Raw genomic sequence first — 23,960 nt, forward strand, 5'->3', positions numbered from 1 at the left:
CAAATATATGTAGCCAATAGAGATAAATAGCGCTAAAAAAAAGATAGCGATGCTATTTATTACACCTTGGTACCAGGCTACTAAATTTGTAGCGGTTATCCATAAGTAAGTAAATTTTTTTTGCTTAGAAAACAAAGCTACCAATATGGTACAGATTAGAAGACGGTAGGTAGCGTTCATTTGATATATGCCATTTAGCCCACCTACACATTAAAACGAAAAAGCATTACATCACCATCCTGTACTATATAATCTTTACCTTCTATGCGTAGCTTTCCCGCTTCACGAGAGCCATGTACATTTTTATAGATTTGATAATCCTCAAAAGCAATAACCTCTGCTTTAATAAATCCACGTTGAAAATCTGTATGAATCACCCCTGCTGCTTGAGGTGCTTTCGTACCATTTTGAATGGTCCATGCCCGTACTTCTTGTGGACCTACTGTAAAATAAGTGATAAGCTCAAGCAACGAATAGGTCGATTGAATCAGCGTATCTAATGCAGATGTTTTAAGGTTGTATGTTTGTAATACAAAATCTTTTTCCTCACCACTTAATGCGTTAAGTTGTATTTCTAATGCAGTTGAGCCCACAATCATCTTACTACTTTCCTCATTAATAACCTCTTGTAGGGCAGACAAGTGAGGGTTCTTCTTCCCAAGTATGGTAGCCTCATCTACATTGGCAAAGTAAATAACAGGTTTTGACGTAAGTAGTTGCCAATCATCAATCAATGACTGGTCTGCTGCTGTTACGATAATGTCTCGTGCATTACGGCCTTGTTTAAGTGCTGTTAAAAATAGGTTCAATAGCTTATAACCATCTTGTGAAGCCTTTGGTATATGTTTAGCACATTGCTCCATTTTATTTAACCTTTTGGTTAAGCTATCGATATCCTTACAGCGCAGTTCATGGTCTATAATTTGTTTGTCAAAAACAGGATCTACACCACCAGCTATATGTAATACATCTTTATCTTCAAAACACCTGATTACATGTACAATTGCATCTACTTCACGAATATGGCTAAGGAATTTATTACCCAAACCTTCGCCTTGATGGGCATCCTTTACTAATCCAGCTATGTCTACAAACTCTATAACAGCAGGTATACTATTTTTAGCGTTTGCTAATGTAGCAAGGAGTGCTATACGTGGATCTGGCACAATTACCATACCTAGATTAGGTTCTATGGTGCAAAAAGGGAAATTGGCAGAAGCTGCATTCCCATTTGATAAACCATTAAATAACATAGATTTGCCTACATTCGGCAACCCAACAAGTCCACATTTTAAAGCCATAAGTAAATGTATAAAATCAAAAACTTTAATAGGACAGCTGCAACCATCCTAAATATGTTTTAATTTGATCTAAGTAGCTTATTTGTTTGGGTTTTGCTCTGTATTTCGATCAAATTGATCGAATGCATAGTCCGCCATTAGCGTAGTTTTAAGGTGATCAACTACTTCATTAAGCGCACGAATAAATTTATTTATATCTTCTTTATATAAAAAAATTTTATGCCTTTCGTAAGCCATGCCATCGCTTTCTGTTCTTTTCTTACTTTCTGTGATGGTAAGATAATAGTCTTTGCTTCTGGTTGACTTTATATCAAAAAAATAAACTCTTTTTCCTGCATTTACCCTTTTGGAATAAACCTCATCTAATCCTCTGTGTAATTCCACTGTATAGTTAATTTATATATATTATATAGCTTGGCTCTGGCGACACTTTTTAACACCCATGTAGAAATTTCTTTTTTTCTAGCAATCTTTCTTTCGTTTCTGGATGATCTAGATCTAATACGCAACAGTCTACTGGGCAAACTGCTGCACATTGCGGTGTTTCATGAAAACCAACGCACTCTGTACATTTATCTGTAACAATATAAAACACATCATCTGTGTAGGGTGGTTGTGGCGTAGTTGCATCCAATAATGCTCCGCCTACCTCCACTGTTTTCAACTGCGTACCCTCAGCCCATTGCCAATCTGCTCCACCCTCATATATTGCGGTATTAGGGCACTCAACTGCACATGCACCACAATTAATACATGCTTCTGTTATCCGTAAAGCCATATTTCTAAAACTATTTTATATGGTTGCTAAATTAATAGAAATAAAAGATTGCAGCAAATTCTTAATGTAAGATTTGGGTAAATAATTTTAAAGGTCTAAGCCGATTTTTAAAATTTCTAATTCAATGATACCAGAGGGCGTATCGATTTGAGCAGTCTGAGATACCTTTTTACCTAATAGTCCTTTTCCCATAGGGGATTCAACAGAAATCTTACCCTGCTTTAGGTCAGCTTCTCCTTGAGAGACGAGCATAAAAACAGATTCTGTACCTGTTTTTTTATTCCTAACCCGTGTTTTAGAGAGAATAGAAACCCGAGATAAGTCAATTTCGTCTGCTTGTAGTACTCTAGCATTAGCCACCAAAGTTTCTAAAGCAGCAATCTTTGCTTCTAATAATCCTTGTGCATCTCTAGCAGCATCATATTCCGCATTTTCACTTAGATCTCCTTTTTTATGAGCTTCTGCCAAGTCATTGGCTACTTGAATGCGCCCTTCGCTTTTTAACCAAATCAGCTCTTTCTTCATGCGCTCTAGTCCTTCTTCTGTGTAATAGGTCATGGAGGTTCTATATTTTATGGTTCTACTTATTTTTTACAATGCAAATCGTTCGATTGCTTTAAAAAATCACTATTTCTAGTATGTTTAATAAATGCATGCTAGTACTGCTTATTTATCAAAGAACTATGGATAAAAATAAGAATAGAAAGGCAATGCATAACATGTTAAATTTATACCCAGCAAGGATGGGTATGACTACAACGCCCCAATGCATACCTACAGCGAGTAAGGCAAGGAGCACTGCCAAAAATTTTCCAATTGCTTTGATATTACCTTTCATCTTAATGAGTAGTTACAAAAATTATGCAGTCAGGTTTTATCAAATTTTTTATTGTTATCCATATAAACATTAGCACAAGCAATTAAGAGTATTTTTGCCTACTTGGTAGCAATTAGTAATATTGTAAAATTAATTTGGTTGGCAAGCCGTACAATATAGATGTTTGCCGTTGGCATGGCCAAAGCGCTAATATAAAAAATAAAAGAATAAAATTAATGGTTGTGTCGCATCTATGATGGCTGCATTATATCCAAAATTTAAGACAAGAGAAAGAACTATACAAAATCAACAACAGACCGAGCGCGCGTCTGTTGTTTAATTATATTGTGTATATTTAAAAGGTCGTAGGAAAATTTAATCTCCTACCCCCATAGGTCACAAAGCACAACCCATTTATGTGCAAGCAACTACTTAAAGTAACTACTATGCACTATCCTGAATTTGAATTTTTGAGTAGCCAACCATCACAAGTAGCACAAAACTGTTATGCGTTTGGTATTTTTGAAAACAATGGCACTTCGGCTGATACGGCTCATCTGGTCCATGAGCCTTTTTACCATGATATGATCGCACCCTTGATAAAAGAATCTAAATTTACAGCCAAACAAGGGGAAATGGCTACAGCGAACTGTTTTCATACCGTAGGTAAAGTAATATTGATTGGGTTAGGAAAACAGGAAGCCATTAATGATGAATCCATTCGACAAGCCGCAGCCATGGTCTATAGTGCATGTATCAAGCTGCATAGTCCATCTGTAATCGTCGATTTTACCACACTACGCACTGATAAGATGCATTTAAAAGCTTTTTCTGAAGGCATCTTATTGGCCGCTTATGTAGACGAACGTTTTAAATCCCAGCAGGATACCAAAACTACCTATCTGAAAAAGGTCTACTTTCTAAATAGCATATCAGATGACTCAACCATTGAATTAGCAAAAAAAATTGTAAGAGGCGTTAATCTAGCAAAAGACTTGGTAAACGCTCCTGCCAATCATGTTACTCCTTCCACTTTGGCTGAAACGGCCATTGGATTAGCTCAAAGGCATCACTTCGATATCAATATACTAGAAAAAGAGGATTGCCAACGCTTAGGTATGGGGGCTTATCTTTCCGTTACACAAGGCTCTAGCGCACCACCCAAATTTATTCATCTCTCTTATAAACCTAAATCATTTGATACCCGATCTCGTTTCCAAAAAATTGCCCTTATAGGCAAAGGTGTCACCTTTGATGCCGGTGGGCTCAACTTAAAGATAGGGAATTCGCAGATTGAATTAATGAAATATGATATGGCCGGTGCTGCAGCAGTGCTTGGCACAGCAGATGTTATTGGTGCAATCCAACCCAATAAAGAGATCCACTTTATTGTTGCTGCTACAGAAAATATGATTAATGGGAATGCCACCAAGCCTGGAGATATCGTAACTGCTTCTAATGGTAAAACCATTGAAATAGATAATACAGATGCAGAAGGAAGACTTACCCTAGCAGATGCATTGGTTTATGCAGAAAGGCTTGGAGTAGATGCGATTGTAGACTTAGCTACTTTAACAGGCGCTATGGTCGTTGCACTCGGTACACGTATGGCAGGTATATTTGGCAGCGATCAACCATTGGTCAACAGCCTGATGGCTGCTGCTCCAAGAACAGGTGAAAAAATTTGGCAAATGCCACTAGAAGACGGTTATTTTGAATATATGCATTCTATTATTGCAGATATGTGCAATGCAGGCAAAAAACCAGGGGGAGGATCTATTACAGCAGCTCTATTTTTAAAACAATTTGTTAAAAAAACAGCTTGGGCACACCTAGATATCGCCGGTACAGTCTGGACTGAAAAAGCATGGGCCTACCATCATGCAGGTGCTACAGGCTTTGGGGTACGTCTACTAGTAGATTGGATTTTAAATAGTTAGGTTTTGTCGATAGGGTCCATATTTTTAGCCCTGAATGGCCAAAATGGATTGTATGCGTATTACGCTTTGTTTGTTACCTATTCAAGGCATTTGGGCCCTATACTATATTAGCAAGCCTATTTTTACCCAATCTTATTAACTTTATTTAACCTATCATGCTTATTTCCAACGCCATTATATGGGATCTATCTCCAGTACTGTTTACAAAAGGATTTTTAACCCTTCGTTGGTATAATCTACTTTTTGGTACCGCTGTCTTGGCAGGCATACCTATTTTACATTATATGTTTGCCAAAGCTGGAAAAGACAGCGCAGAAGCTGAAGCACTTCCCAATTATATTGCTTTAGCCGTACTATTTGGGGCCCGTTTAGGCCATGTTATTTTTTATGAATGGGACTACTATCAACACCACCTATTAGAAATATTTTTGCCTGTTACCTTTTCCCCAAAATTTGCAATAACAGGTTTTAGAGGTTTGGCAAGTCACGGGGCTGCTATTGGCATTATATTTGCTGTTTTTCTATATGTAAAACGGATTACCATTTCGCTTTTTCCTCTTCGCATCCATTTAAAAAACCGTCGGTCCACTGTAACTTTTTTATGGCTAGCAGATCATTTGGTGATTTTAGGTGCTTTGGGATGTTCCATTATACGAATAGGTAATTTTATGAATTCTGAAATTATTGGCCAACCCACTGGATCCAACTATGGCGTAATATTTGTCAGAGATTTGCATGACCATCTATGCAAGAAGTATGGCTCTACCATTCAAAATTTAGTGATACGTAAAGCAACCACTGCAAACAGACTACCTATAAAAGGCAACTACCCACCTATTGAATTAGCCATTACATTTAAACAGACCATCACAGATGAAATCCTGATTAAAAATTTCCTGCAAAAGGCTTTAAAAAATGAGTTGATCCAAATGGCTTATTTTAATCCACCATCGCATATATATGAACCCTATGGCAGTCCCCTATCTTACACGCTACAAAAACAAAATGGAAGCTATCAAGCCAGTGTATACACCTGGGCCATTCCAAGACACCCCGCACAGCTTTATGAAGCATGTTCCTACTTTTTGGTATTTATGATACTATTCTTATGGTGGTATAAAAAGGGTCAAACATTAGTACCTGGTCGTCTTTTTGGATCTTTTGCAGTAGTCGCTTTTTCACTCCGTTTTTTGAACGAATTTTATAAAGAAAATCAAGTTGCATTTGAAAACAATATGTGGCTTAACATGGGACAATGGCTTAGCGTACCGTGGATTATTGTAGGATTATTTTTGATATTCCGTCCCAAGAGGATCCCAAAAAATGTAAGCTAAAATAACCACAAAAGTATCCATGGATTTGATTTGATTTATTGAAAACTTGTTTAGATATTTGTATATTATGTAGTATCCCATAGTAAAAAATGCTACTGAGTAAAAAATGCTACTGCAATTAAACAAATTGTGTAGAACAGACTATAATCAATACTTGGCCATTTGAAAAATACAATAAAAGAAACGCTCAACGTAAACGAACGCATCACTGCATCAGAAGTTCGTTTGGTTGGGGATAACGTCACTGCTGGTGTCTATAGCATCCGCGAAGCTTTAGCCATTGCAGCAGCCCAAGCGCTTGACTTAGTAGAAATTGCAAAAGGAAGTGATTGCCCTGTTTGTAAAGTAATGGATTATGCTAAGTTTAAGTACTTGCAAAAAAGAAAGCACAAAGAAATAAAAAATAATGCCCAAAAAGTTGTCATAAAAGAGATCCGTTTTGGTCCTAATACCAGCGATCATGACTTTGATTTTAAGTTAAGGCATGCCATTAACTTCTTAAAAGCTGGTGCTAAAGTAAAAGTTTGTGTTAAATTTGTAGGAAGGGAAATTATGTTTAAAGAAAGAGGTGAATTAATCTTACTTAGGTTTTCACAAGGGTTAGAAGCTTATGGAAAGGTAGAACAACTTCCTAAACTAGAAGGGAAAAAAATGAGTCTAACCATAACGCCCCTAGTACATAAAAAATAAGCTTATTTTTATAAAATCTTCCTTCTATTTACATCTTTTTTACTATATTTGAGGATTGTATAGAAATAAGCTTAGAGAAGCTAACCTGTTTATGCTATAAGTATGCGACCAGTGCTATAAGCGCCTCAGCCAGATAGCTAAGCCATTAGTAGAAAATCACAAGCGGATAGATGATTTACCATCACTAAGCCATTAAACCTCTGTTATAACGAAAGATATGCCAAAAGTTAAAACACATTCTGGTTCAAAAAAAAGGTTTCAAGTAACCGGTACAGGTAAGATCAAGCGGAAGCATGCTTTTAAGAACCATTGCTTGGCAAAAAAAATTAAAAGCACCAAGCAAAAAAGGCAGCTTACCCATAGTGCGCTCGTGCATGAAGCGAATACACCAACCATTCGCAAACTGCTAGTCATTTAATCTGTTTCTACCTTTATACCGCCACTACAGTATCTACGGTCCTGTAGTTTTATAGATACTATCAACTTCTAAATTAGAGTGTACACATGCCAAGATCAGTTAACTCGGTAGCCTCAAAAGCACGTAAAAAGCGGGTATTAAAATTAGCAAAGGGTTATTGGGGCAAAAGAAAAAATGTTTGGACCGTAGCCAAAAACGCGGTTGAAAAAGGACTCTTATATGCTTACAGAGATCGAAAAACAAAAAAAAGAACCATAAGAAGTTTATGGATACAGCGCATCAACGCAGCAGTTCGTTTACATGGCATGGCTTATGGCCAGTTTATGGGTAAGCTTAAGCAAAGTAATATGGATATAAATAGAAAAATATTGGCTGACTTAGCTATGAACCATCCAAGTGCATTTGAGGCTATTGTGCAAAAAGTAGGTTAAAGCTTAGTACAACAAAGTTTATTGCCAAGCCATTGGTAAAGCAAACTTGTTAAATGATCTACAGATTTTTATTTAATACCATTTATCGCTGATTAGGTCAGAGAAAGCTTCTATCAAGTATCCCTCTCCAAGGGAGCTTATTTAATACATTTTTTTGTTTTTTTGTAACATACCCACGCAGCTAAACGGATAGCGCATAAAATATTTTAACCGAGTACTATAAGCTATATTTGGATTTGCCATCTATCAGGATCATATGATTGAAAAATTAAAATCCATCAAAAAGCGGTTTCTTCAAGTAGAAACGGCCATTTATCAACCAGAGGCCTTAAATGATATAAAAGCCTATGCAGCACTAAATAAAGAATATAGTAAGCTATCCAAAATTGTCGATTTATACAACCACTATGAACAGGTATTGGAAAATCTAAAAGAAGCAAAAGAAGTATTAAATATTGAAAAAGAAGAAGAATTTCGTGAAATTGCCAAACAAGAATTAACCGCTGCTCTAGACAAAAAAGTCCATTTAGAAAGCCAATTGTGTGAGGCACTTACGCCAAGTGATCCAAATGACAGTAGAAACATTGTTTTAGAAATTCGAGCCGGTATTGGTGGAGATGAAGCGGCCATTTTTACAGGCGATCTTTTTCGAATGTACAAACGTTTTGCTGAAAAAATGAAATGGAATTTTTCCACTGTATATACCATAGAATGTACCGCTGGTGGCTGGAAAGAGATTGTCTGTACCATAGCTGGTGAAGATGTATATGGCCTTATGAAATATGAATCTGGCGTACATCGTGTGCAACGGGTGCCTGCTACGGAAACACAAGGCCGTATACATACTTCAGCAGCTAGTGTAGTGGTATTGCCAGAAGCAGGAGAAGTCGAAATTCATTTAGATTTAAATGACATACGGAAGGATACTTTTTGTTCTTCTGGTCCAGGTGGTCAATCAGTAAACACTACCTATTCAGCCGTTCGCCTCACCCATATACCTACTGGACTTGTGGTATCCTGTCAAGATGGTAAATCCCAAATTAAAAATTATGAAAAAGCCTTAAAGGTATTGCGTTCTCGCCTCTATGATATGGAAGTTAAAAAGCAACAGGAAGCTATTGGTATAGAACGAAGGTCTATGGTCAAACATGGAGAAAGAGGAGATAAAATCAGAACCTATAACTTCCCTCAAGCCCGTGCAACAGACCACCGGATTGGCTATACTGAACATAACTTAACGGCTATATTAGATGGCGCTATACTGGATATGATCAAAGCCTTGCGTGTGGCAGATCATGCAGAAAAATTACAAGCAGGAACAGAGACAAGCCTTTCATCTACTTCGTAATGCTCTCTTGCATCTGTAGTTGATTGGATCTGTCGCCTTTGTTTCAAAAAAGGCTTAAATTGGGGTTTTTGTGTCAAATTTAGTACGGATGTTTGCTATTACGCCAAGCTTATTGCCCTATTTTACTAGCTTTTATATATTTTTTTGCTTGAATTTGGGTTATTTCTTTTGTGATCGTTGCTTTTAAAAGATCTATATGTAGCTGTTTGGTGGCAGATATAAAAACGGCAGGATAACCACTAACAGTATCACTATATAGTCCTGTTCTGAAAGCAGCTGGTTTATTCATTGCTTGTGTAACCCTTGGTATAACTTTCTTACTTTGGTCCATCATATCAATCTTATTGAATACTAAAATTCTTGGTAGATGTGCTGCACCTATTTCTGTTAAGGTTTGATCAACTATATGTATTTGCTCTTGAAAACCATCATGTGATCCATCTACTATATGCAACAGCAAATCGGCCTCTTTAATTTCTTCTAATGTAGACTTAAAACACTCCACTAGGGTATGGGGCAGTTTACGAATAAATCCGACTGTATCAGTTAGTAAAAAAAAGTTCTGATTTAATACTACTTTACGTACAGTAGCATCCACTGTAGCAAATAATTTATCGTCGGTCAAAACATCTGACTTAGACAATAGTTTCATTAAAGTAGATTTTCCTACATTTGTATACCCTACCAATGCCACCCGAACCAAATCAATACGTGCCTTGCGTCTGGTAGTACATTGTTGTGCAATAGTGGCTAATTCTTTACGCAGCTGGGTGATTTTATATTGAATCATTCTTTTATCCGTCTCTAATTCTTTTTCGCCAGGGCCACGCATACCTGCACTACCCCCTTTCTGATTGGTAAGGTGGGTCCACATTCTGGTAAGCCTTGGTAATAAATATTGATGGTATGCCAATGCAACTTGTGTTCTAGCTTGTTTGGTTTGGGCACGCATGGAAAATATATTGAAGATCAACAAACTTCTATCTAATATCTGACAAGCTAGTAATTTTTCTAGATTGCGCACTTGTGACGGCGTAAGCTCATCATCAAAAATAGCGCACTTAACCTTTTCTATTTTTATAAAAGCTGCTATTTCTTTTACTTTACCTTTACCTACAAAAGTAGCACCATTTGGACGGTCTAACCTTTGCATAAAATTTTTAACAATTTTTAATCCCGAAGTACCTGCCAAAAAAGCCAATTCTGTAAGGTATGATTCTGTTTTGGCTAGAGGCTGATGGAATGTAACGAGCGCTATTAAAATGGCTGTTTGGGCGCTCTCATTGACTACTAGGTTAGATGGATTAGACCTATCTGTGTACATATAATGACTAGATGATTTATAAAAAAACAATATACCATTATAGCAATGGTACTGCTGTGTCTGCTTCACACAACCGGTTGAAGTAAATTTTTTCCACTCATTTCTTTAGATGGCGATAAGCCTAATAAGGACAACAAGGTTGGCGCTACATCGGCTAATGTGCCAGCGCTAGCTAGTTTAGCTGGCTGACCAACGTAAATCAATGGAACCGGTGCGATGGTGTGGGCAGTATGGGGCTGTTGTATTTTGAGATCATACATACATTCTGCATTACCATGATCAGCTGTAATAAGCGCTTCACCCCCTTGCTGCTTTAATGCAGCAATAATTTTAGCAAGAGATTCATCAACAATCGTAATACCCGCTTCTGTAGCCAATTGATTACCTGTATGACCCAACATATCAGGACTTGCAAAGTTACAAATAATCACATCATAAGCCTTTTGTTCAATGGCTCGAACCATTTGATCGGTAATTTCTACCATACGCATCTCAGGCACTAGATCATAAGTAGCTACCTTTTTAGAAGGAATAAGTAGACGGCTTTCATTGGGAAAAGGCTGTTCAACGCCTCCATTAAAAAAGAAAGTCACATGGGCATATTTTTCTGTTTCTGCTATACGCAACTGCGTTAAACCGGCTTGCGCCAGACAAGCCCCTAAGCCATTTTGTATAGATAAAGGGGGAAAAGCTATACGACTGGGAATACCAGCTGCGTATCTGGTTAATGAAACGAAATCACCTAAATCAGGATAAATCGTACGGGTAAAGTTTGAAAAATTAGGATCGATTAAAGCACGACTCAGTTGCCTTACACGGTCTGATCGAAAATTCATAAAAAAAACAATATCTCCCGAATCAATCGTTGTAGGTGGCCTATCTGATGGACCAATACAAGTAGGCTGTATAAATTCATCTGTTTCACCCCGGGCATAAGCTGCTTCTAAACCCTGTAAAGGGGTTACAGCATGATAGGGAGCTTGACCTGTTACGATACAATTATAAGCAGCTTCTGTACGTTCCCAACGATGGTCTCGATCCATTCCATAATATCGGCCCATAAGGGAAACAATTTGGCCTATTCCTATTTGTTTACATTGCATTTCCAAATGTTGAATGGAAGTTACGCCACTAATAGGTGGTGTATCGCGTCCATCTAGCATAACATGAATATAGCAGTTTTGCACAGCTATTTTCCCACACAACGCTAACAAAGCGTATATATGTTTTTCATGGCTGTGGACCCCACCAGGTGATAAAAGTCCTACTATATGAACAGATGCGCCACTATTATTTGCCTTAGTTAAGGCAGACAAAAATACTTTGTTGGTAAAAAAATCTCCTGTTTCAATCGCTTTATTCAAACGTGTCAAATCTTGGTCTAGGACACGACCTGTGCCAATGGTCAAATGACCCACTTCGGAATTGCCTACCTGACCTTCTGGTAGGCCTACAGAAGCACCAGACGCATCCAATAATGTATGGGGATAGTTCTCCATTAAATAATCCCAACAGGGCGTTTTCGCACCTGCAATAGCATTGTAACGAACTTCTGTTGAATAGCCCCAACCATCAAGTATCAATAATATAATGGGTTTGGGTGGTTTAAATGTGCGCATAGAGCTAGAAAAAAACGAAACCGTTTTATGAAGAGAGGCTTTCGTCTAGGTGAAAATATTTCTATTGAACCGTACAGGATTGGATAGCATGCCACTGTAGATTATGACAAAACAATAGCATACAACTAAGGTGGCAACATGCAACTATTCTAACGCACCTATATAGAAAGACTAAAAATAACATGAACATAGTCCATTTATAGCGCTAGACTTTACAACAAGTGACTATCTATACCAAACTTTTAAGTTTAAACACCTCTTTATCCTGCAAAAAGATCCACTTGCCACGAGGTATATGTTGTTTCGTAAGATGGGCATAACCTACCCTATCCAATTGGTCGACTACATAACCCAAATGGCTAAAAATTCTTCTAATAATGCGATTTTTACCCATATGAATGGCTATACCTATTTGAGTTGGATCTGCTTCTACTATAGAGACTTGATCTACTTTTACTAAGCCATCTTCTAGTACAAGGCCTTGTTGAACCGCACGTAAATCTTCAATTTGTATCGCCCTATTCAATACTACATGATAGAGCTTCTTAACTTTACTGGCAGGATGTGACAACTTACAGGCCAAATCTCCGTCATTGGTTAGGAGTAGTAGCCCTGTAGTATCATAATCTAGCCGACCAACGGGATAAATGCGTTCGGTACAATACCGTTTACTAATCAGATCTAAAACTGTCTTTCGACCTTCAGGATCTTGTAGTGTAGTCACATATTCCCTTGGTTTATTCAAAAGTATATACTTTAGTTTTTCTGGACGCAAAGGAATACCTTTGTAAGCAACTGTTGCATCAATTGGTATTTTTATACCTAATGTTTGTACAACTGCACCATTGACCGTTATATCACCTGAGCTAATGCGTTGATCTGCCTCCCTTCTTGCACAAAGACCAGCATTACTAATAAATTTGTTTAACCGTATTAAAGACACTGCAGAAGAGCTATATAGAGAAACTGTCGATAGAGCATGATAAGATTTACGACCTAAGGATTATTTTTTTGCATTTAACTTTGCGTCCACTGCATACATGGTATGAGGGACTACCTTTAAACGTTCTTTGTCTATAACTTTACCTGTTAAAACACAAATACCATAGGTACCATTTTTAATGCGTTGAATAGCAAGTTCAATTTGTTTTATAAACTTTTGCTGACGCTCAGCCAATTGGCCTACATTTTCTGTCTCTATCACCTCTGCATTTTCTTCAAATGGTTTACCAGCAACCTCTAGACCTGATTCTTGTCGACTCAAAACTTTCTCCAATACTTGGAGCTCATGATTGGCTTTTTCTAATTTTTCTAAAAGAATCTTTTCAAAAAACCTTAGCTCCTCAGGTGAATATACTTGTTCTGCCATAACTTTTTGATCTTAATGGTACCCCAACCTAAAATAACAAATTTAATTGTTTTTGTTACATTACAGCACCTGAATAATCTATCATCCTCACGTATGGTTTAGCCAGCGAATAATAATGCATCAATAGGCTGTTCCAAAGCAATTAACATTCTACCACAATGCTCACAAAGCACTATTTTATTGCGGTCATACACACTTATTTTTTGTTGAGGAGGAATCACTATACAACATCCCCCACAGGCCCCTTTTTTAATAGGGACCACTGCCAAATTATTAGGTACATTTTTTCTAATCCTTTCATAGGTAAGATACAAAGGGTCACCTAGAACAACTATAATCTCTTTTCTTGTCTGAAGCAATGCTTGCTCTTCCCTTTCACTTGCTTTTAAAATTATTTCAAGTTCTTCTTTTTTTAAAAATAAATCAGATTTTTTTGATTCTAAAAGTTTCGAAAAAGCTTCTAAATTAGCTTCGTCTTGCTCTATGTTTCCATAAGCATTACGTAGAAATTTTTCTGCAAGTTGCATATCCAATCTATGCAAGTCAAGTTCTTTGGTAATGGCATCATATTCTCTATTATTTCGCACTTCCATTTGCTGCGCTTCATACTGCTGGAGCTTTTTTTCACCTTGCTTGATAAATGCTTTTTTATCTACTACCTCCTCTTTTAGCTTACTTAAAAGTGATGCACGCTCTTCTATAGTTGCAGACAATGCTTCTATCTGTGCTTCTAATTCAGATACCTCTTCTGGAAGGGTACCTCTAAGCTTCAAAATATCATTAAGATTTGTATCAACATCCTGAATCTCAGACAATTTTCTTAATTTAATTGCAATATTTTTATCCATTAGCTAATCATTAATGTGGTGAATAGGGTTGGTAATAGTCTTAGAGCGTAGTATTGCAATATTATTAAATTCTTTTGATAATAATGCAAGGATTAATTTTTTAAGACCCAATCGAGCTGCATGATGGCCTATATCAATCAGTAATGTTTTACCATTGGCTTCTAAAAATTGTTCATATTGTAGGCCGGTTGTGATAAACGCATCTATTTTTTTGTTAAGTACTTCCTGTAATAACCCACTACCACTGCCCGCATAAACGGCCACTGTTTTAATAGGCCGGTCGAAATAATTTGTATGTTGAAGATAGGATAAATTCAACTTTGTTTTAATATACTTTAAAAAATATTTATCTGGTAACTCTATAGGCAAAATACCCAATACGCCACTTCCTCTATTGTTTACAATTACTTCTACCTGCTCTAAATAGTAGGTTACCTTTTCATAAGGATGTACATGAAGTAAAGTTTGCATGATTCTTTCTTTACAAAACATAGGTACCATAAAAGTAAGCTGACTTTCTTGTAAAAATTCCAATCCTGACTGAGTAGGAAAATAAGATAAAGCTTCTACTCCTAGTCTAGGGTGATCATTAACCGCAACAGTGGTTAGATGTTCAGTAGCCAACACAGCTCCTACTTGGCATAAAGATTGAATCAAATGTTTCGCTGCATGGGGAAGCAGAAAGGTAGTAAGCCTATACATACTTGCTTTCTGAGGAATGATGGGGTAGGTTTCTTGTAACTCAATTAAATGAGCGATTCGATGGCTAACTCCCTGACCAAGATGGTCTAAATTAGTACTAAAAATATAAATGGTAAGTTTATAACTTATGGCTTTAATGATACATCCCCCAGCATAACTTTCTGGGGTAATTTTAGCCAATGGTTGGGTAAAAAAAGACTGATTTACGATTATAAAATTACACCTATTTTCAACAGCCTCATCCAATAATGCTTCCGTTATATCCAGGGCAATCAATATACCCGTTACCATATTAGCTGTATCACCAACTACAACACCAGACTTGGCCATACCATGTTGGCCTTGGAACTGCACATTTTGCTCTAGGTAGTTTATCACATCAGATATGGTAACAGCAGTAGGACTACATCTCGGTACTTTTGTGGTCATTAGGGTGTTGAAATATTATAATGCAAATCAATTAAAATTTAGTTGAAGAAGGACTTTAATATAAGAAAAATACCTTTACTTGTGTAACAACATCCGTTGTAGGGTATTGCAGTCGATCATTTCTATTAGTAATATATAAATTTTATGTTTTCACTATGGTTGCAGATAGTGCGTTGGGGGTATGGAGGAATGGTTGCATTACGTCATTTTTTATACAACAAAAAAATTAAAAAAACTTTTTTTCATAAAAAGCCCAAAGTGATCAGTATAGGCAATCTATCAGTAGGTGGTACCGGTAAAACACCTTTAACAATCTATTTGGTCAAGTTGCTTGCTAAGTACCAAATCGTAGCGGTGCTTAGTAGAGGCTATAAGCGCAAATCGGTAGGCTTTAAAGTAATCAATGGACTAGACTCTGCTTTAACAGCAGGTGATGAGCCTTATCTTCTATATACCTATTTTGTAGATAACCCTAATGTGGTTATTGCTGTTTGCGAAAACAGGGCCAAAGGAATAGACAAAATTATGGAATATAAGCCAGATATAGAAGTAATTCTTTTAGATGATGCTTTTCAACAGCTTTGCCTAATGCCCCACCTAAATATTTTATTGACTACTTTTCATCAACCTTTTTTTAGGGACCATCTACTACCATTGGGTCGATTGCGTGAGCCACGTAAAGGCGCATCACGTGCTGATATAATACTGGTAACCAAAAGCCCAACAAATCTTAGCCCATTAAAAATGGAAGCCGTAAAAGCCTCTATACAACCATATTGTACCAAATCCATACCAATCTTTTTTACAGATATCATCTACCACAATCCCATCATCATAGGTAACCGAAAAACAGATAGGTTACCCATTGTGCTACTGCTGGTTACTGGTATTGCAACCCCCCTGCCCTTACGGAATTATTTAGAAACCAATGGACATAAGATTACACACCTGATTTTTCCAGATCATCACTGGTTCACTTATGCTGATATATCAAAAATTATCAGTGTATTTAATGGATTAAGCCATACAGATAAAGCAATGGTTACAACAGAAAAAGATTATGTAAGATTCATAGGGCATGATTGGATCAAACCATTAGCCCAATTACCTATATTTTATATTCCTATGGAGATAAGATTTATACAAGAAACAGAACAGGTCTTTAAAAAAATTATTATAAAAACTGTATTTTCCGGTGTGGCGACTTTTTAGATAGCCTTTATTGCCCACCTTATTTATTGGCATTAATATGGTACCATTATTTAATAGTCCAGATAGATGGACTATCCGATTTAAATGGATGGGCATCACCTGTAATTTTCTGGTTTATTTTACCATGGTAGCTCCATACAACTCATTATATTTGTAACTTCAGTATTAAAAATATTAATATGGCAAATCTTTCGATTGGGTGGCGGTATAATCTATTTCTTTTGGTTCTTATCCTATCATTTAATGCATATGGAAGTGAAAAAGCAGAAGAAGTTTTTGAAAAAACGGAAGAAGAAAAGGTAGGACCAAGTACTACTTTTTTTATAACACCACGTGCCATAAAACAAAATTACAGAAGGTATCATCCCATCGACCGATCGGTGACAAAGATGGACCATTTTACAGTTGCAGAACATCATCACTACAATTTTCAAGATCTTGGTAACCACTGGACAGCCGCCCAACATGTATTTTACAGGTTACCCCAACATATAGGTGCCACCTATGGCCTTTCGGCCTATGACTTTTACTTTCAACTACCTCAAGACATACGTTACTACTCCACTGCCAAAGCATATGCCTATTTTAATATTGTACTGGCCAATTTAGGTAGCTTCTTCTTTGATGGCTGCTATACCCAACGGCTGCTTGAAAACTGGCACATAGGGATCAATTTGCATGGTGCTATGACAGAAAAAGAATGGCCCCATAGCAAAGATGATAAAATCATCAACAGCTTCCCCCATTTTGATATTTTTACCCATATTAAAAGTTCAGATGAGCGCTATCATCTATTTATGAGTGGATCGAATAAGCAGTATCTGACCAAAGAAACCGGTGGCGTACGTTCAACGAAAGAAAAAAACCAATTTAAGTTTAATGAAAAAAGTCCAAGTAAACGGTATGCATCTTCTTTTTCTTTGTTAGACGAGGCATATATGCAAAACAAAATAGACAAAAAAGTAATGCATAAAGATCTTAGACGTAATTTTTACCTCTACCATCATTACGAGTTCAATAAACCACTACAATTATACCATGAATTGAACTATAACCGTAGAAACCTATGTACCATTAAAAATTTAGACAAAACACTACTGGACTTTATCTCTGAAGAAGCACATAAAGATGGTAAAGAGGAAAACGGTGTGGCCATAAAATCCGTTGGCCATGAAATAGGCATTAAGGGAGATATAGCGTCCCCCAATCTATTCTATGCAGTACATTATAAAATCGAATCCATTGATCTAGCATATAACTTCTCTGGGACTGATAGAACAACATATGATGGTCTTTTAAAAGATAAGAAAGCAGAAAAAGAACACTATCTAGGGGCTAACACACGGTTGCACTTTACCAACCATCGTACCCTTTATGTAGATGGCGCTTATCTATTGCAAAAAGGAGGCTATCATAGATTAAATATAGCTTACCAAGATAGATTCTTTAAAGTTTCCTGTTATACCATTAAACATAAATTGCCTTACATCCTATCTTGTGGTTATAGCAGAGACAGGTTATGGAATAAAGATTTTCTGGCCCCATCTGCAGAAGCAATAGATGCCGCAGTATGGTATAACTGGCCCCATACAACCATCCATCCCATTGTATCGCTTAAAAAGCTAAACAACTATATTTGTTACCAGAAAGCCGTACTACTAGATAGAGCCGACCATTGTATATCCGAGCCTATACAGGCCACTACCCCTATTTATCTTTTGTCTTTAGAGGGGAACTTAAATTTTTGCTTCTTTTCATATTTCCATTTTGATCACAATATTACCATGCAATGGGACATCAGCAAGGAAAAAAAGTTCTTTAAAGGTTATATACCCCCTTATATGTACACAGGTCGTTATTATTATGCAAACCAGCCTTACGATAAAAAGATGGATATAGAAACAGGTGTCAATGTGCATTTTAAAGAGCTCTACTATGGAGACGGCTACGATGTAATCGCACAACAATTTTACCGCCAAAACCAATTTCCTACACAAGGGCGCCCAATTGTAGACCTATTTTACAATGTGCGTATTAATAACTTAAAGATTTCTTTGAAATACAGTTTTATCAACGATTTTATGAATAAGCCATCTGCCTATTTTGTCACCCCATTTTATCCTGGACCCAAGAAAGCAGCAGACATTGGCATCCATTGGTCTTTCTTTGATTAATAGAACCAATCTATATTTACAGCAGTATGCTAAAGCTAAATAGAGATCATCACGCAACATTTTTTGAAAAATTCCTTGCAACTGCGTACCTTAGCATCGATAAATATTTATTTTTTAAGCCCCAACCGCTTATGTTACCCTATAGATTATTTAGCCTATTCCATGCCATGCTAAAGGAGCAGATGCCATCAAAAAAAGTTGCTTGGCTAAAATACCTATTGGCTTTTATCCTATCTTGGCCATCTTTTAGTGGCCATGCCCGACCGCCACAAGCTAAAAATCCAGTTATGGAACATGTTGCAGATAGCCATAGTTGGCACTTTGCCACCATTGCTGGAAAGCATATTGAACTATCCCTACCGGTTATACTCTATTCTTCAGATAGAGGCATAGAGTGTTTTTCCTCTGCCCATTTTTATGACCAAAACCACCAGCCTACTCCATTTCGTGGCTACTTTCTTTCGAATCAAAAAATTCATTGTCTGGACCCAAGCCGATCTGTCTTGGATCTGTCCATTACAAAAAACATAGCTGCTATGTTTTTAAGTATGCTACTCCTAATAAGTGGACTGTTGTGGATGGCAAACAGCTATCGACGGGCCCCGCTTGCTCCACCCAAAGGATGTTTGGCTTGTATAGATCTGATCATATCTTTTATAAAAAATGAAATAGCCATGCCCAATATAGGCCCGCAACACTGTAGAAGATTTTTACCTTATCTACTAACCATTTTTTGCTTTATATGGCTTAATAATCTTTTGGGACTATTGCCAGGTGGTGCCAATGTAACAGGAAGCATTTCAGTCACCTTGGTGCTGGCTGCTTTTACCATGCTTATCACTATTTTCAACGGCAACAAATCCTATTGGCGCCATATATTTAAGCCAGAAGGGGTACCAAATTGGTTGTTGCCTATTATGATTCCAGTAGAAATTTTGGGAATTTTAACAAAGTTTTTTTCCCTTATGGTCCGGTTATTCGCCAACATTACAGCTGGTCACATTATTTTATTAAGTATTATAGGACTTGTTTTTAGCATGAAAAGTCTATCTATCGGCTTTATGGTCAGTGTACCTTTTGGGACCTTTATGTTTTTGCTCAAATTGCTCGTTGCATTTTTACAAGCCTATGTTTTTACACTGCTTTCTGCCATTTACCTAGGACAAGCCGTTCATGAAGGCAACCATTAATAGGGTTGTATTGGTTAATATTTTATATATTTACCTATCCTCTTTAACAATTAAACAAAATTTTTTATGTTGGTTCTATTAGATCTATTTAGTGCGGGTATTGGTGCAGGTATTATTGCCTTAGGCGCAGGCATTGGAATTGGTAAAATTGGAGCCGCTGCAATGGAAGCTATAGGCAGACAGCCAGAGATGAGCGGAAAGATTCAAACTGCCATGATTATTGCTTGTGCCCTTATTGAAGGGGTTGCGCTATTTGGCGTACTAATTTGTCTTTTGATCGCTACCAAATAGTATGGTTTTAGTCAATTTGGCTAGTCTATTTTCTTATAACTATAGCTTTTATGACTTTAATAACGCCAGATTTTGGTATTATATTTTGGCAAACCATAACTTTCTTAGTCGTCCTGTTGGTATTATCTAAATTTGCCTGGAGGCCTATTTTAGCAATCCTAAAAGCACGAGAAGATGCAGTGGCCCATGCAGTATATAAAATCACTGAAGCAAAAGTATTAACCAAGCAACTAGAGGACGACCGAACCAAGCTTATGGAAGAAGCCCATCTAGAACGGGAACGTATTATTAGTGAAGCGCTGGTTACCCAACGGGCCATTATTGACCAAGCACATCGAGAAGCTTTAGTGGTAAAAGAACGTTTACTGGCCGAAGCTAAAGTAGCCATAACTAGAGAAGAAGAACGTGCACTTGAAACCGTTAAAGCCAATGTTGGATTACTAGTCGTTCAAATTGCTGAAAAATTATTGGTCAAAGAGTTAAGTCAAGATCCATCTCAATGGGCGCTAATAGAACGGCTGATGGCAAACCAACTGCCTAATGCATGCAAACCCTGATCTATGTTAAAAAAAAAGAAGATAGCAGCACGATATGCTAGCCTGTTTTTAGCGCAAGCCATTCAAAATAAGATACTGACAAGTATACATCATGACCTTTCTTTTTTGCAAAATCAGTTTAGGGACCATCCTCTATTAGATGAACTACTCAACAATCCTACTATACCCCGTTCTGGGAAACGAAAACTACTTAAAAAAATTTGTACGCAGCCCCTTAGCCCTATGCTATGGAGGTTTCTTGAAATCATCATTGATCAAAATCAAATTGGTTTACTAGAAGAAATTTTAACTGCTTTTTGGGTAGCCTACCGTGGCCATATGGGCATTCAATCTGCCCTTTTAACCACTGCTACGCCTTTACCAGAAGCTTTAATCAAACCATTGACAGAAGAGGTAAAAAAATGGGTACCTTGTAAAGAAGTAGTAATGAAACAACAAATTGATCCCTCTATTATTGGAGGCTACATTCTTCAAATGGGCACATTAAAATTAGACAGAAGCATACAGCACGCACTACATACCCTACAAAACCATTTGGGATAGCGAATATATAGATACAAAGGTCTAGTTACATGCAACTTTACGCTATAGAGCAGACAAAATTATACAATTGAACCAATGGCACAAATAAATACAGATGCGGTTACTGCAATACTCAAAGCACAACTAGCCAATTTTAAAACAGAAGCTGAACTAGCAGAAACAGGTATAGTGGTTCAATGTGGTGATGGCATAGTGCGCATCTACGGTCTTTTACATGCACAAGCAGGAGAGTTGCTGGCTTTTTCCAATGGATCCAAAGGATTGGCCTTAAACTTAGAAGAGCATATGGTAGGTGCCGTTATTTTAGGAGAGGCCAATTCCATCAAAGAGGGAGATGTAGTAACCCGGACCAAACAGGTCGCCTCCATTCAAGTAGGCGAAGGATTGTTAGGTCGTGTGGTCGATACCCTTGGCCTACCGATAGATGGCAAAGGTCCTATCGTCGGGGAAACTTTCGAAATGGCGCTAGAACGGAACAGTCCTGGTGTAATCTACCGTCAACCGGTAGATGCACCCCTCCAAACAGGGCTAAAAGCCATTGATGCAATGATTCCAATTGGCAAAGGACAAAGAGAGCTTATTATTGGAGATAGGCAATCTGGTAAGACCTCCATTGCCCTAGACACCATTATCCATCAACGCAGCTTATTTGAACAAGGGAAGCCCATCTATTGCATTTATGTAGCCATTGGTCAAAAAGCATCGGCTATAGCCAACGTAGTAGACACCTTAACCCGCCATGGTGCCATGGCCTATACCACGATCGTAGCAGCCCCTTCTTCTGCTTCTGCCCCTATGCAATCTTTTGCCCCCTTTGCAGGCGCAGCCATTGGTGAATTTTTTAGAGACACAGGCAGAGATGCACTGATTATCTATGACGACCTTTCCAAACAAGCTGTTGCCTATAGAGAATTATCCCTACTATTAAGAAGGCCACCTGGCCGGGAAGCCTTTCCTGGTGATATCTTTTACCTACATGCCCGTTTACTAGAAAGGTCGGCACGGATTATTGCCAACGATGCAATGGCTGCTTCTATGGAAGGGATTCCTGCTGGTTTAGTCGGAAAAATCAAAGGGGGCGGATCGCTTACCGCATTGCCCATTATAGAAACCCAAATGGGTGACGTATCGGCTTATATTCCCACCAACGTAATTTCCATTACAGACGGGCAAATATTTCTAGAAATGAACTTATTCAATGCAGGCATCAAACCTGCCATTAACGTGGGCATTTCTGTATCCCGTATTGGCGGTGCGGCACAAATCAAGGCCATCAAAAAAGTGGCCGCCACCTTAAAACTGGACCAAGCACAATTTGCTGAATTAGAAGCTTTTTCAAAATTTAGTGCCGATCTAGATGCCACTACCAAAAAAGCTATTGACAGAGGTCGTAAAAACCAAGAACTGCTTAAGCAAAATTTGCACACCCCTATGCCGATAGAAGCGCAAGTGGCCATTCTATATATAGCTATGAATGGGTATTTGGATAGCGTTCCACTAGATCAGGTCAAACCATTTGAAAAAGCGTTTTTAGCCCTATTGCGCAGCCAACACCCTACGCTGCTTACCCGTATTGCAGCAGGAAAATGGGAAACGGAAATGACCGAAGTACTGGTAGCAGTAGCAGTCCCTCTTGTAACAAAATATAGTAGTTAAAATTAAAAAAACGGCTGATGGCAGTACGTTTCCAGATTAAATAAGCGCTAACACACAATCCGATCACTATGGCACATCTTAAAGAAGTAGTAGACCGCATCCATCTGATCGCCTTTACCCAACAAATCACCAAGGCGATGAAAATGGTATCTGCTTCGAAATTGCATAAGATCCAGCAGGTGCTATTGCCTTTAAAAGCCTATACCAGCCACCACAATACACTGTTGCATGCTGCACTACAAAATAGAGATGAAACCCATCCACTCCACCCTTTGACCCAAAAAAAGATAGGGAAAGGGCTATTATTGGTAGTGGTTGCCTCCAATCGAGGATTGTGTGGTGCATTCAACAAAAATGTACTTAAAGCCGCATATGCACATATTACAAAATGCCAACAAGAGTCATCTATCCCTGTAGCAGTGTTGCCAATTGGTAAAAAAGCCCATCAATTTTTTAAAAAGTCCAATTTACCTATTATAGAAGACTATGTTGATCTTTTAGCAAAACCGAATGATCAAGCCAGTGGTGAGCTGACTGCCTATTGTATAGAAGCCTTTTCGCAAAACAGCTATAGTGAAGTCGTATTGGTCTATACTGCTTTTAAAAATTCTGGCAAACAAGAAGTCACGGTGTTGCCTTTTTTACCTTTTTTACCTGATATAGAAGCAACACATAAAGAACCTGTCCTTGAGCCACGCCAATACATCTACGAACCTTCCCAAGCGCTATTTATCGCACAGCTTATCCCCGAACTGCTTAAACACAAAATCATGCATATGCTGATTGAATCCAGTGCCAGTGAACATGCAGCAAGAATGGTTACAATGAGCCAAGCCACCGACAATGCAGACGACCTTTTAAAAGCACTGCGCATCAGCTACAACAGAACCAGGCAAGCATTGATCACCAACGCACTAGCAGAAATCACTAGTGGCGCGGAGGCATTAAGAGAAGCTTAAAAAAAGAAGTCATAGACTACTTGTAACAAA

At 37.8% G+C, this 23,960-nt stretch carries 24 protein-coding genes; 14 read left to right on the forward strand and 10 right to left on the reverse strand.

Annotated features, from left to right (window positions below):
- Positions 1-203: 203 nt before the first annotated feature.
- The 4 genes from ychF to greA all read right to left on the reverse strand — a co-directional run bounded on the left by ychF (position 204) and on the right by greA (position 2,637).
- A complete protein-coding gene (gene ychF / locus CHV_RS02070; protein ID WP_034576798.1) occupies positions 204-1,301 on the reverse strand; it encodes a redox-regulated ATPase YchF in 1,098 nt (365 codons plus the stop codon).
- A 78-nt stretch (positions 1,302-1,379) separates the two neighbouring features.
- A complete protein-coding gene (locus CHV_RS02075; protein ID WP_034576799.1) occupies positions 1,380-1,685 on the reverse strand; it encodes a DUF3276 family protein in 306 nt (101 codons plus the stop codon).
- Positions 1,686-1,734: 49 nt separating this feature from the next.
- Positions 1,735-2,079, reverse strand: coding sequence for a 4Fe-4S binding protein (locus CHV_RS02080; protein ID WP_034576801.1), 345 nt, complete (start codon positions 2,077-2,079; stop codon positions 1,735-1,737).
- An 87-nt stretch (positions 2,080-2,166) separates the two neighbouring features.
- The gene (greA, locus tag CHV_RS02085) at positions 2,167-2,637 is read right to left on the reverse strand and encodes a transcription elongation factor GreA (protein ID WP_034576803.1); all 471 of its coding nucleotides are present in this window, start codon (positions 2,635-2,637) and stop codon (positions 2,167-2,169) included.
- 705 nt (positions 2,638-3,342) lie between these two features.
- On the opposite strand from greA, the gene CHV_RS02090 reads away from it, so the two are divergent.
- The 6 genes from CHV_RS02090 (at position 3,343) to prfA (ending at position 9,057) form a co-directional block, all read left to right on the forward strand.
- The gene (locus CHV_RS02090; RefSeq protein ID WP_084303096.1) at positions 3,343-4,836 is read left to right on the forward strand and encodes a leucyl aminopeptidase; all 1,494 of its coding nucleotides are present in this window, start codon (positions 3,343-3,345) and stop codon (positions 4,834-4,836) included.
- A gap of 155 nt (positions 4,837-4,991) precedes the next feature.
- Positions 4,992-6,170: a prolipoprotein diacylglyceryl transferase gene (locus tag CHV_RS02095; protein WP_034576804.1), complete on the forward strand. Its 1,179-nt coding sequence runs from the start codon at positions 4,992-4,994 to the stop codon at positions 6,168-6,170.
- A 162-nt stretch (positions 6,171-6,332) separates the two neighbouring features.
- Positions 6,333-6,860: a translation initiation factor IF-3 gene (gene infC / locus CHV_RS02100; protein WP_034576805.1), complete on the forward strand. Its 528-nt coding sequence runs from the start codon at positions 6,333-6,335 to the stop codon at positions 6,858-6,860.
- Between the two features lie 217 nt (positions 6,861-7,077).
- Entirely contained in the window at positions 7,078-7,278 is a 201-nt protein-coding gene (gene rpmI / locus CHV_RS02105; protein ID WP_034576807.1) for a 50S ribosomal protein L35, read from the forward strand.
- 86 nt (positions 7,279-7,364) lie between these two features.
- A complete protein-coding gene (gene rplT / locus CHV_RS02110; RefSeq protein ID WP_034576808.1) occupies positions 7,365-7,709 on the forward strand; it encodes a 50S ribosomal protein L20 in 345 nt (114 codons plus the stop codon).
- A gap of 256 nt (positions 7,710-7,965) precedes the next feature.
- A complete protein-coding gene (gene prfA, locus CHV_RS02115; RefSeq protein WP_034576810.1) occupies positions 7,966-9,057 on the forward strand; it encodes a peptide chain release factor 1 in 1,092 nt (363 codons plus the stop codon).
- Positions 9,058-9,166: 109 nt separating this feature from the next.
- Here the strand turns inward: prfA and hflX are convergent, their stop codons facing one another.
- From hflX to CHV_RS02145, 6 genes are all read right to left on the reverse strand, one after another.
- Complete coding sequence (gene hflX, locus CHV_RS02120) at positions 9,167-10,450, reverse strand: GTPase HflX (RefSeq protein WP_420888355.1); 1,284 nt, start codon at positions 10,448-10,450, stop codon at positions 9,167-9,169.
- Positions 10,447-12,000, reverse strand: a complete 1,554-nt coding sequence (gene gpmI / locus CHV_RS02125; RefSeq protein ID WP_034576811.1) for a 2,3-bisphosphoglycerate-independent phosphoglycerate mutase — start codon at positions 11,998-12,000, stop codon at positions 10,447-10,449. The genes hflX and gpmI overlap by 4 nt, the downstream gene beginning before the upstream one ends.
- 229 nt (positions 12,001-12,229) lie before the next feature.
- Positions 12,230-12,943 carry a pseudouridine synthase gene (locus CHV_RS02130; protein ID WP_034576813.1) on the reverse strand — a complete coding sequence of 238 codons (714 nt, stop codon included), beginning with the start codon at positions 12,941-12,943 and terminating at the stop codon, positions 12,230-12,232.
- Between the two features lie 60 nt (positions 12,944-13,003).
- Positions 13,004-13,369: a TraR/DksA family transcriptional regulator gene (locus tag CHV_RS02135; protein ID WP_034576815.1), complete on the reverse strand. Its 366-nt coding sequence runs from the start codon at positions 13,367-13,369 to the stop codon at positions 13,004-13,006.
- A 98-nt stretch (positions 13,370-13,467) separates the two neighbouring features.
- Complete coding sequence (locus CHV_RS02140; RefSeq protein ID WP_034576819.1) at positions 13,468-14,217, reverse strand: zinc ribbon domain-containing protein; 750 nt, start codon at positions 14,215-14,217, stop codon at positions 13,468-13,470.
- A gap of 3 nt (positions 14,218-14,220) precedes the next feature.
- Positions 14,221-15,348 (reverse strand): Nif3-like dinuclear metal center hexameric protein, encoded by a 1,128-nt coding sequence (locus CHV_RS02145; RefSeq protein ID WP_034576821.1) that lies wholly within the window; start codon positions 15,346-15,348, stop codon positions 14,221-14,223.
- Positions 15,349-15,492: 144 nt separating this feature from the next.
- Between CHV_RS02145 and lpxK the strand changes: the two genes are divergently transcribed.
- The 8 genes from lpxK to atpG all read left to right on the forward strand — a co-directional run bounded on the left by lpxK (position 15,493) and on the right by atpG (position 23,930).
- On the forward strand, positions 15,493-16,560 hold the full coding sequence (lpxK, locus tag CHV_RS02150; RefSeq protein WP_034576822.1) for a tetraacyldisaccharide 4'-kinase: 1,068 nt from the start codon (positions 15,493-15,495) through the stop codon (positions 16,558-16,560).
- A 221-nt stretch (positions 16,561-16,781) separates the two neighbouring features.
- On the forward strand, positions 16,782-18,734 hold the full coding sequence (locus CHV_RS02155; RefSeq protein WP_191321621.1) for a putative porin: 1,953 nt from the start codon (positions 16,782-16,784) through the stop codon (positions 18,732-18,734).
- Positions 18,735-18,865: 131 nt separating this feature from the next.
- Positions 18,866-19,924: a F0F1 ATP synthase subunit A gene (atpB, locus tag CHV_RS02160; protein WP_034577101.1), complete on the forward strand. Its 1,059-nt coding sequence runs from the start codon at positions 18,866-18,868 to the stop codon at positions 19,922-19,924.
- A gap of 66 nt (positions 19,925-19,990) precedes the next feature.
- The gene (gene atpE / locus CHV_RS02165) at positions 19,991-20,215 is read left to right on the forward strand and encodes an ATP synthase F0 subunit C (protein WP_034576826.1); all 225 of its coding nucleotides are present in this window, start codon (positions 19,991-19,993) and stop codon (positions 20,213-20,215) included.
- Between the two features lie 50 nt (positions 20,216-20,265).
- Positions 20,266-20,772, forward strand: a complete 507-nt coding sequence (atpF, locus tag CHV_RS02170) for a F0F1 ATP synthase subunit B (protein WP_034576827.1) — start codon at positions 20,266-20,268, stop codon at positions 20,770-20,772.
- 3 nt (positions 20,773-20,775) lie between these two features.
- Complete coding sequence (atpH, locus tag CHV_RS02175; protein ID WP_034576828.1) at positions 20,776-21,315, forward strand: ATP synthase F1 subunit delta; 540 nt, start codon at positions 20,776-20,778, stop codon at positions 21,313-21,315.
- A 75-nt stretch (positions 21,316-21,390) separates the two neighbouring features.
- A complete protein-coding gene (atpA, locus tag CHV_RS02180; RefSeq protein WP_034576831.1) occupies positions 21,391-22,971 on the forward strand; it encodes a F0F1 ATP synthase subunit alpha in 1,581 nt (526 codons plus the stop codon).
- 68 nt (positions 22,972-23,039) lie between these two features.
- Entirely contained in the window at positions 23,040-23,930 is an 891-nt protein-coding gene (gene atpG / locus CHV_RS02185) for an ATP synthase F1 subunit gamma (protein ID WP_034576833.1), read from the forward strand.
- Positions 23,931-23,960: the final 30 nt, after the last annotated feature.

The organism is Cardinium endosymbiont cBtQ1 of Bemisia tabaci (assembly GCF_000689375.1).
In the GTDB taxonomy this organism is placed as follows: Bacteria; Bacteroidota; Bacteroidia; order Cytophagales; family Amoebophilaceae; genus Cardinium.

What these genes read in the sequence shown, in the direction of transcription:
- lpxK (WP_034576822.1), top strand. Translation starts at nt 15,493, where the DNA reads ATGTTTTCACTATGGTTGCAGATAGTGCGTTGGGGGTATGGAGGAATG.
- CHV_RS02145 (WP_034576821.1), bottom strand. Translation starts at nt 15,348, where the DNA reads ATGACCACAAAAGTACCGAGATGTAGTCCTACTGCTGTTACCATATCT.
- atpG (WP_034576833.1), top strand. Translation starts at nt 23,040, where the DNA reads ATGGCACATCTTAAAGAAGTAGTAGACCGCATCCATCTGATCGCCTTT.
- rplT (WP_034576808.1), top strand. Translation starts at nt 7,365, where the DNA reads ATGCCAAGATCAGTTAACTCGGTAGCCTCAAAAGCACGTAAAAAGCGG.
- gpmI (WP_034576811.1), bottom strand. Translation starts at nt 12,000, where the DNA reads ATGCGCACATTTAAACCACCCAAACCCATTATATTATTGATACTTGAT.
- atpB (WP_034577101.1), top strand. Translation starts at nt 18,866, where the DNA reads ATGTTACCCTATAGATTATTTAGCCTATTCCATGCCATGCTAAAGGAG.
- CHV_RS02135 (WP_034576815.1), bottom strand. Translation starts at nt 13,369, where the DNA reads ATGGCAGAACAAGTATATTCACCTGAGGAGCTAAGGTTTTTTGAAAAG.
- ychF (WP_034576798.1), bottom strand. Translation starts at nt 1,301, where the DNA reads ATGGCTTTAAAATGTGGACTTGTTGGGTTGCCGAATGTAGGCAAATCT.
- CHV_RS02095 (WP_034576804.1), top strand. Translation starts at nt 4,992, where the DNA reads ATGCTTATTTCCAACGCCATTATATGGGATCTATCTCCAGTACTGTTT.
- CHV_RS02090 (WP_084303096.1), top strand. Translation starts at nt 3,343, where the DNA reads ATGCACTATCCTGAATTTGAATTTTTGAGTAGCCAACCATCACAAGTA.
- atpH (WP_034576828.1), top strand. Translation starts at nt 20,776, where the DNA reads ATGTTAAAAAAAAAGAAGATAGCAGCACGATATGCTAGCCTGTTTTTA.
- atpE (WP_034576826.1), top strand. Translation starts at nt 19,991, where the DNA reads ATGTTGGTTCTATTAGATCTATTTAGTGCGGGTATTGGTGCAGGTATT.
- CHV_RS02140 (WP_034576819.1), bottom strand. Translation starts at nt 14,217, where the DNA reads ATGGATAAAAATATTGCAATTAAATTAAGAAAATTGTCTGAGATTCAG.
- rpmI (WP_034576807.1), top strand. Translation starts at nt 7,078, where the DNA reads ATGCCAAAAGTTAAAACACATTCTGGTTCAAAAAAAAGGTTTCAAGTA.
- atpF (WP_034576827.1), top strand. Translation starts at nt 20,266, where the DNA reads ATGACTTTAATAACGCCAGATTTTGGTATTATATTTTGGCAAACCATA.
- CHV_RS02080 (WP_034576801.1), bottom strand. Translation starts at nt 2,079, where the DNA reads ATGGCTTTACGGATAACAGAAGCATGTATTAATTGTGGTGCATGTGCA.
- prfA (WP_034576810.1), top strand. Translation starts at nt 7,966, where the DNA reads ATGATTGAAAAATTAAAATCCATCAAAAAGCGGTTTCTTCAAGTAGAA.
- atpA (WP_034576831.1), top strand. Translation starts at nt 21,391, where the DNA reads ATGGCACAAATAAATACAGATGCGGTTACTGCAATACTCAAAGCACAA.
- greA (WP_034576803.1), bottom strand. Translation starts at nt 2,637, where the DNA reads ATGACCTATTACACAGAAGAAGGACTAGAGCGCATGAAGAAAGAGCTG.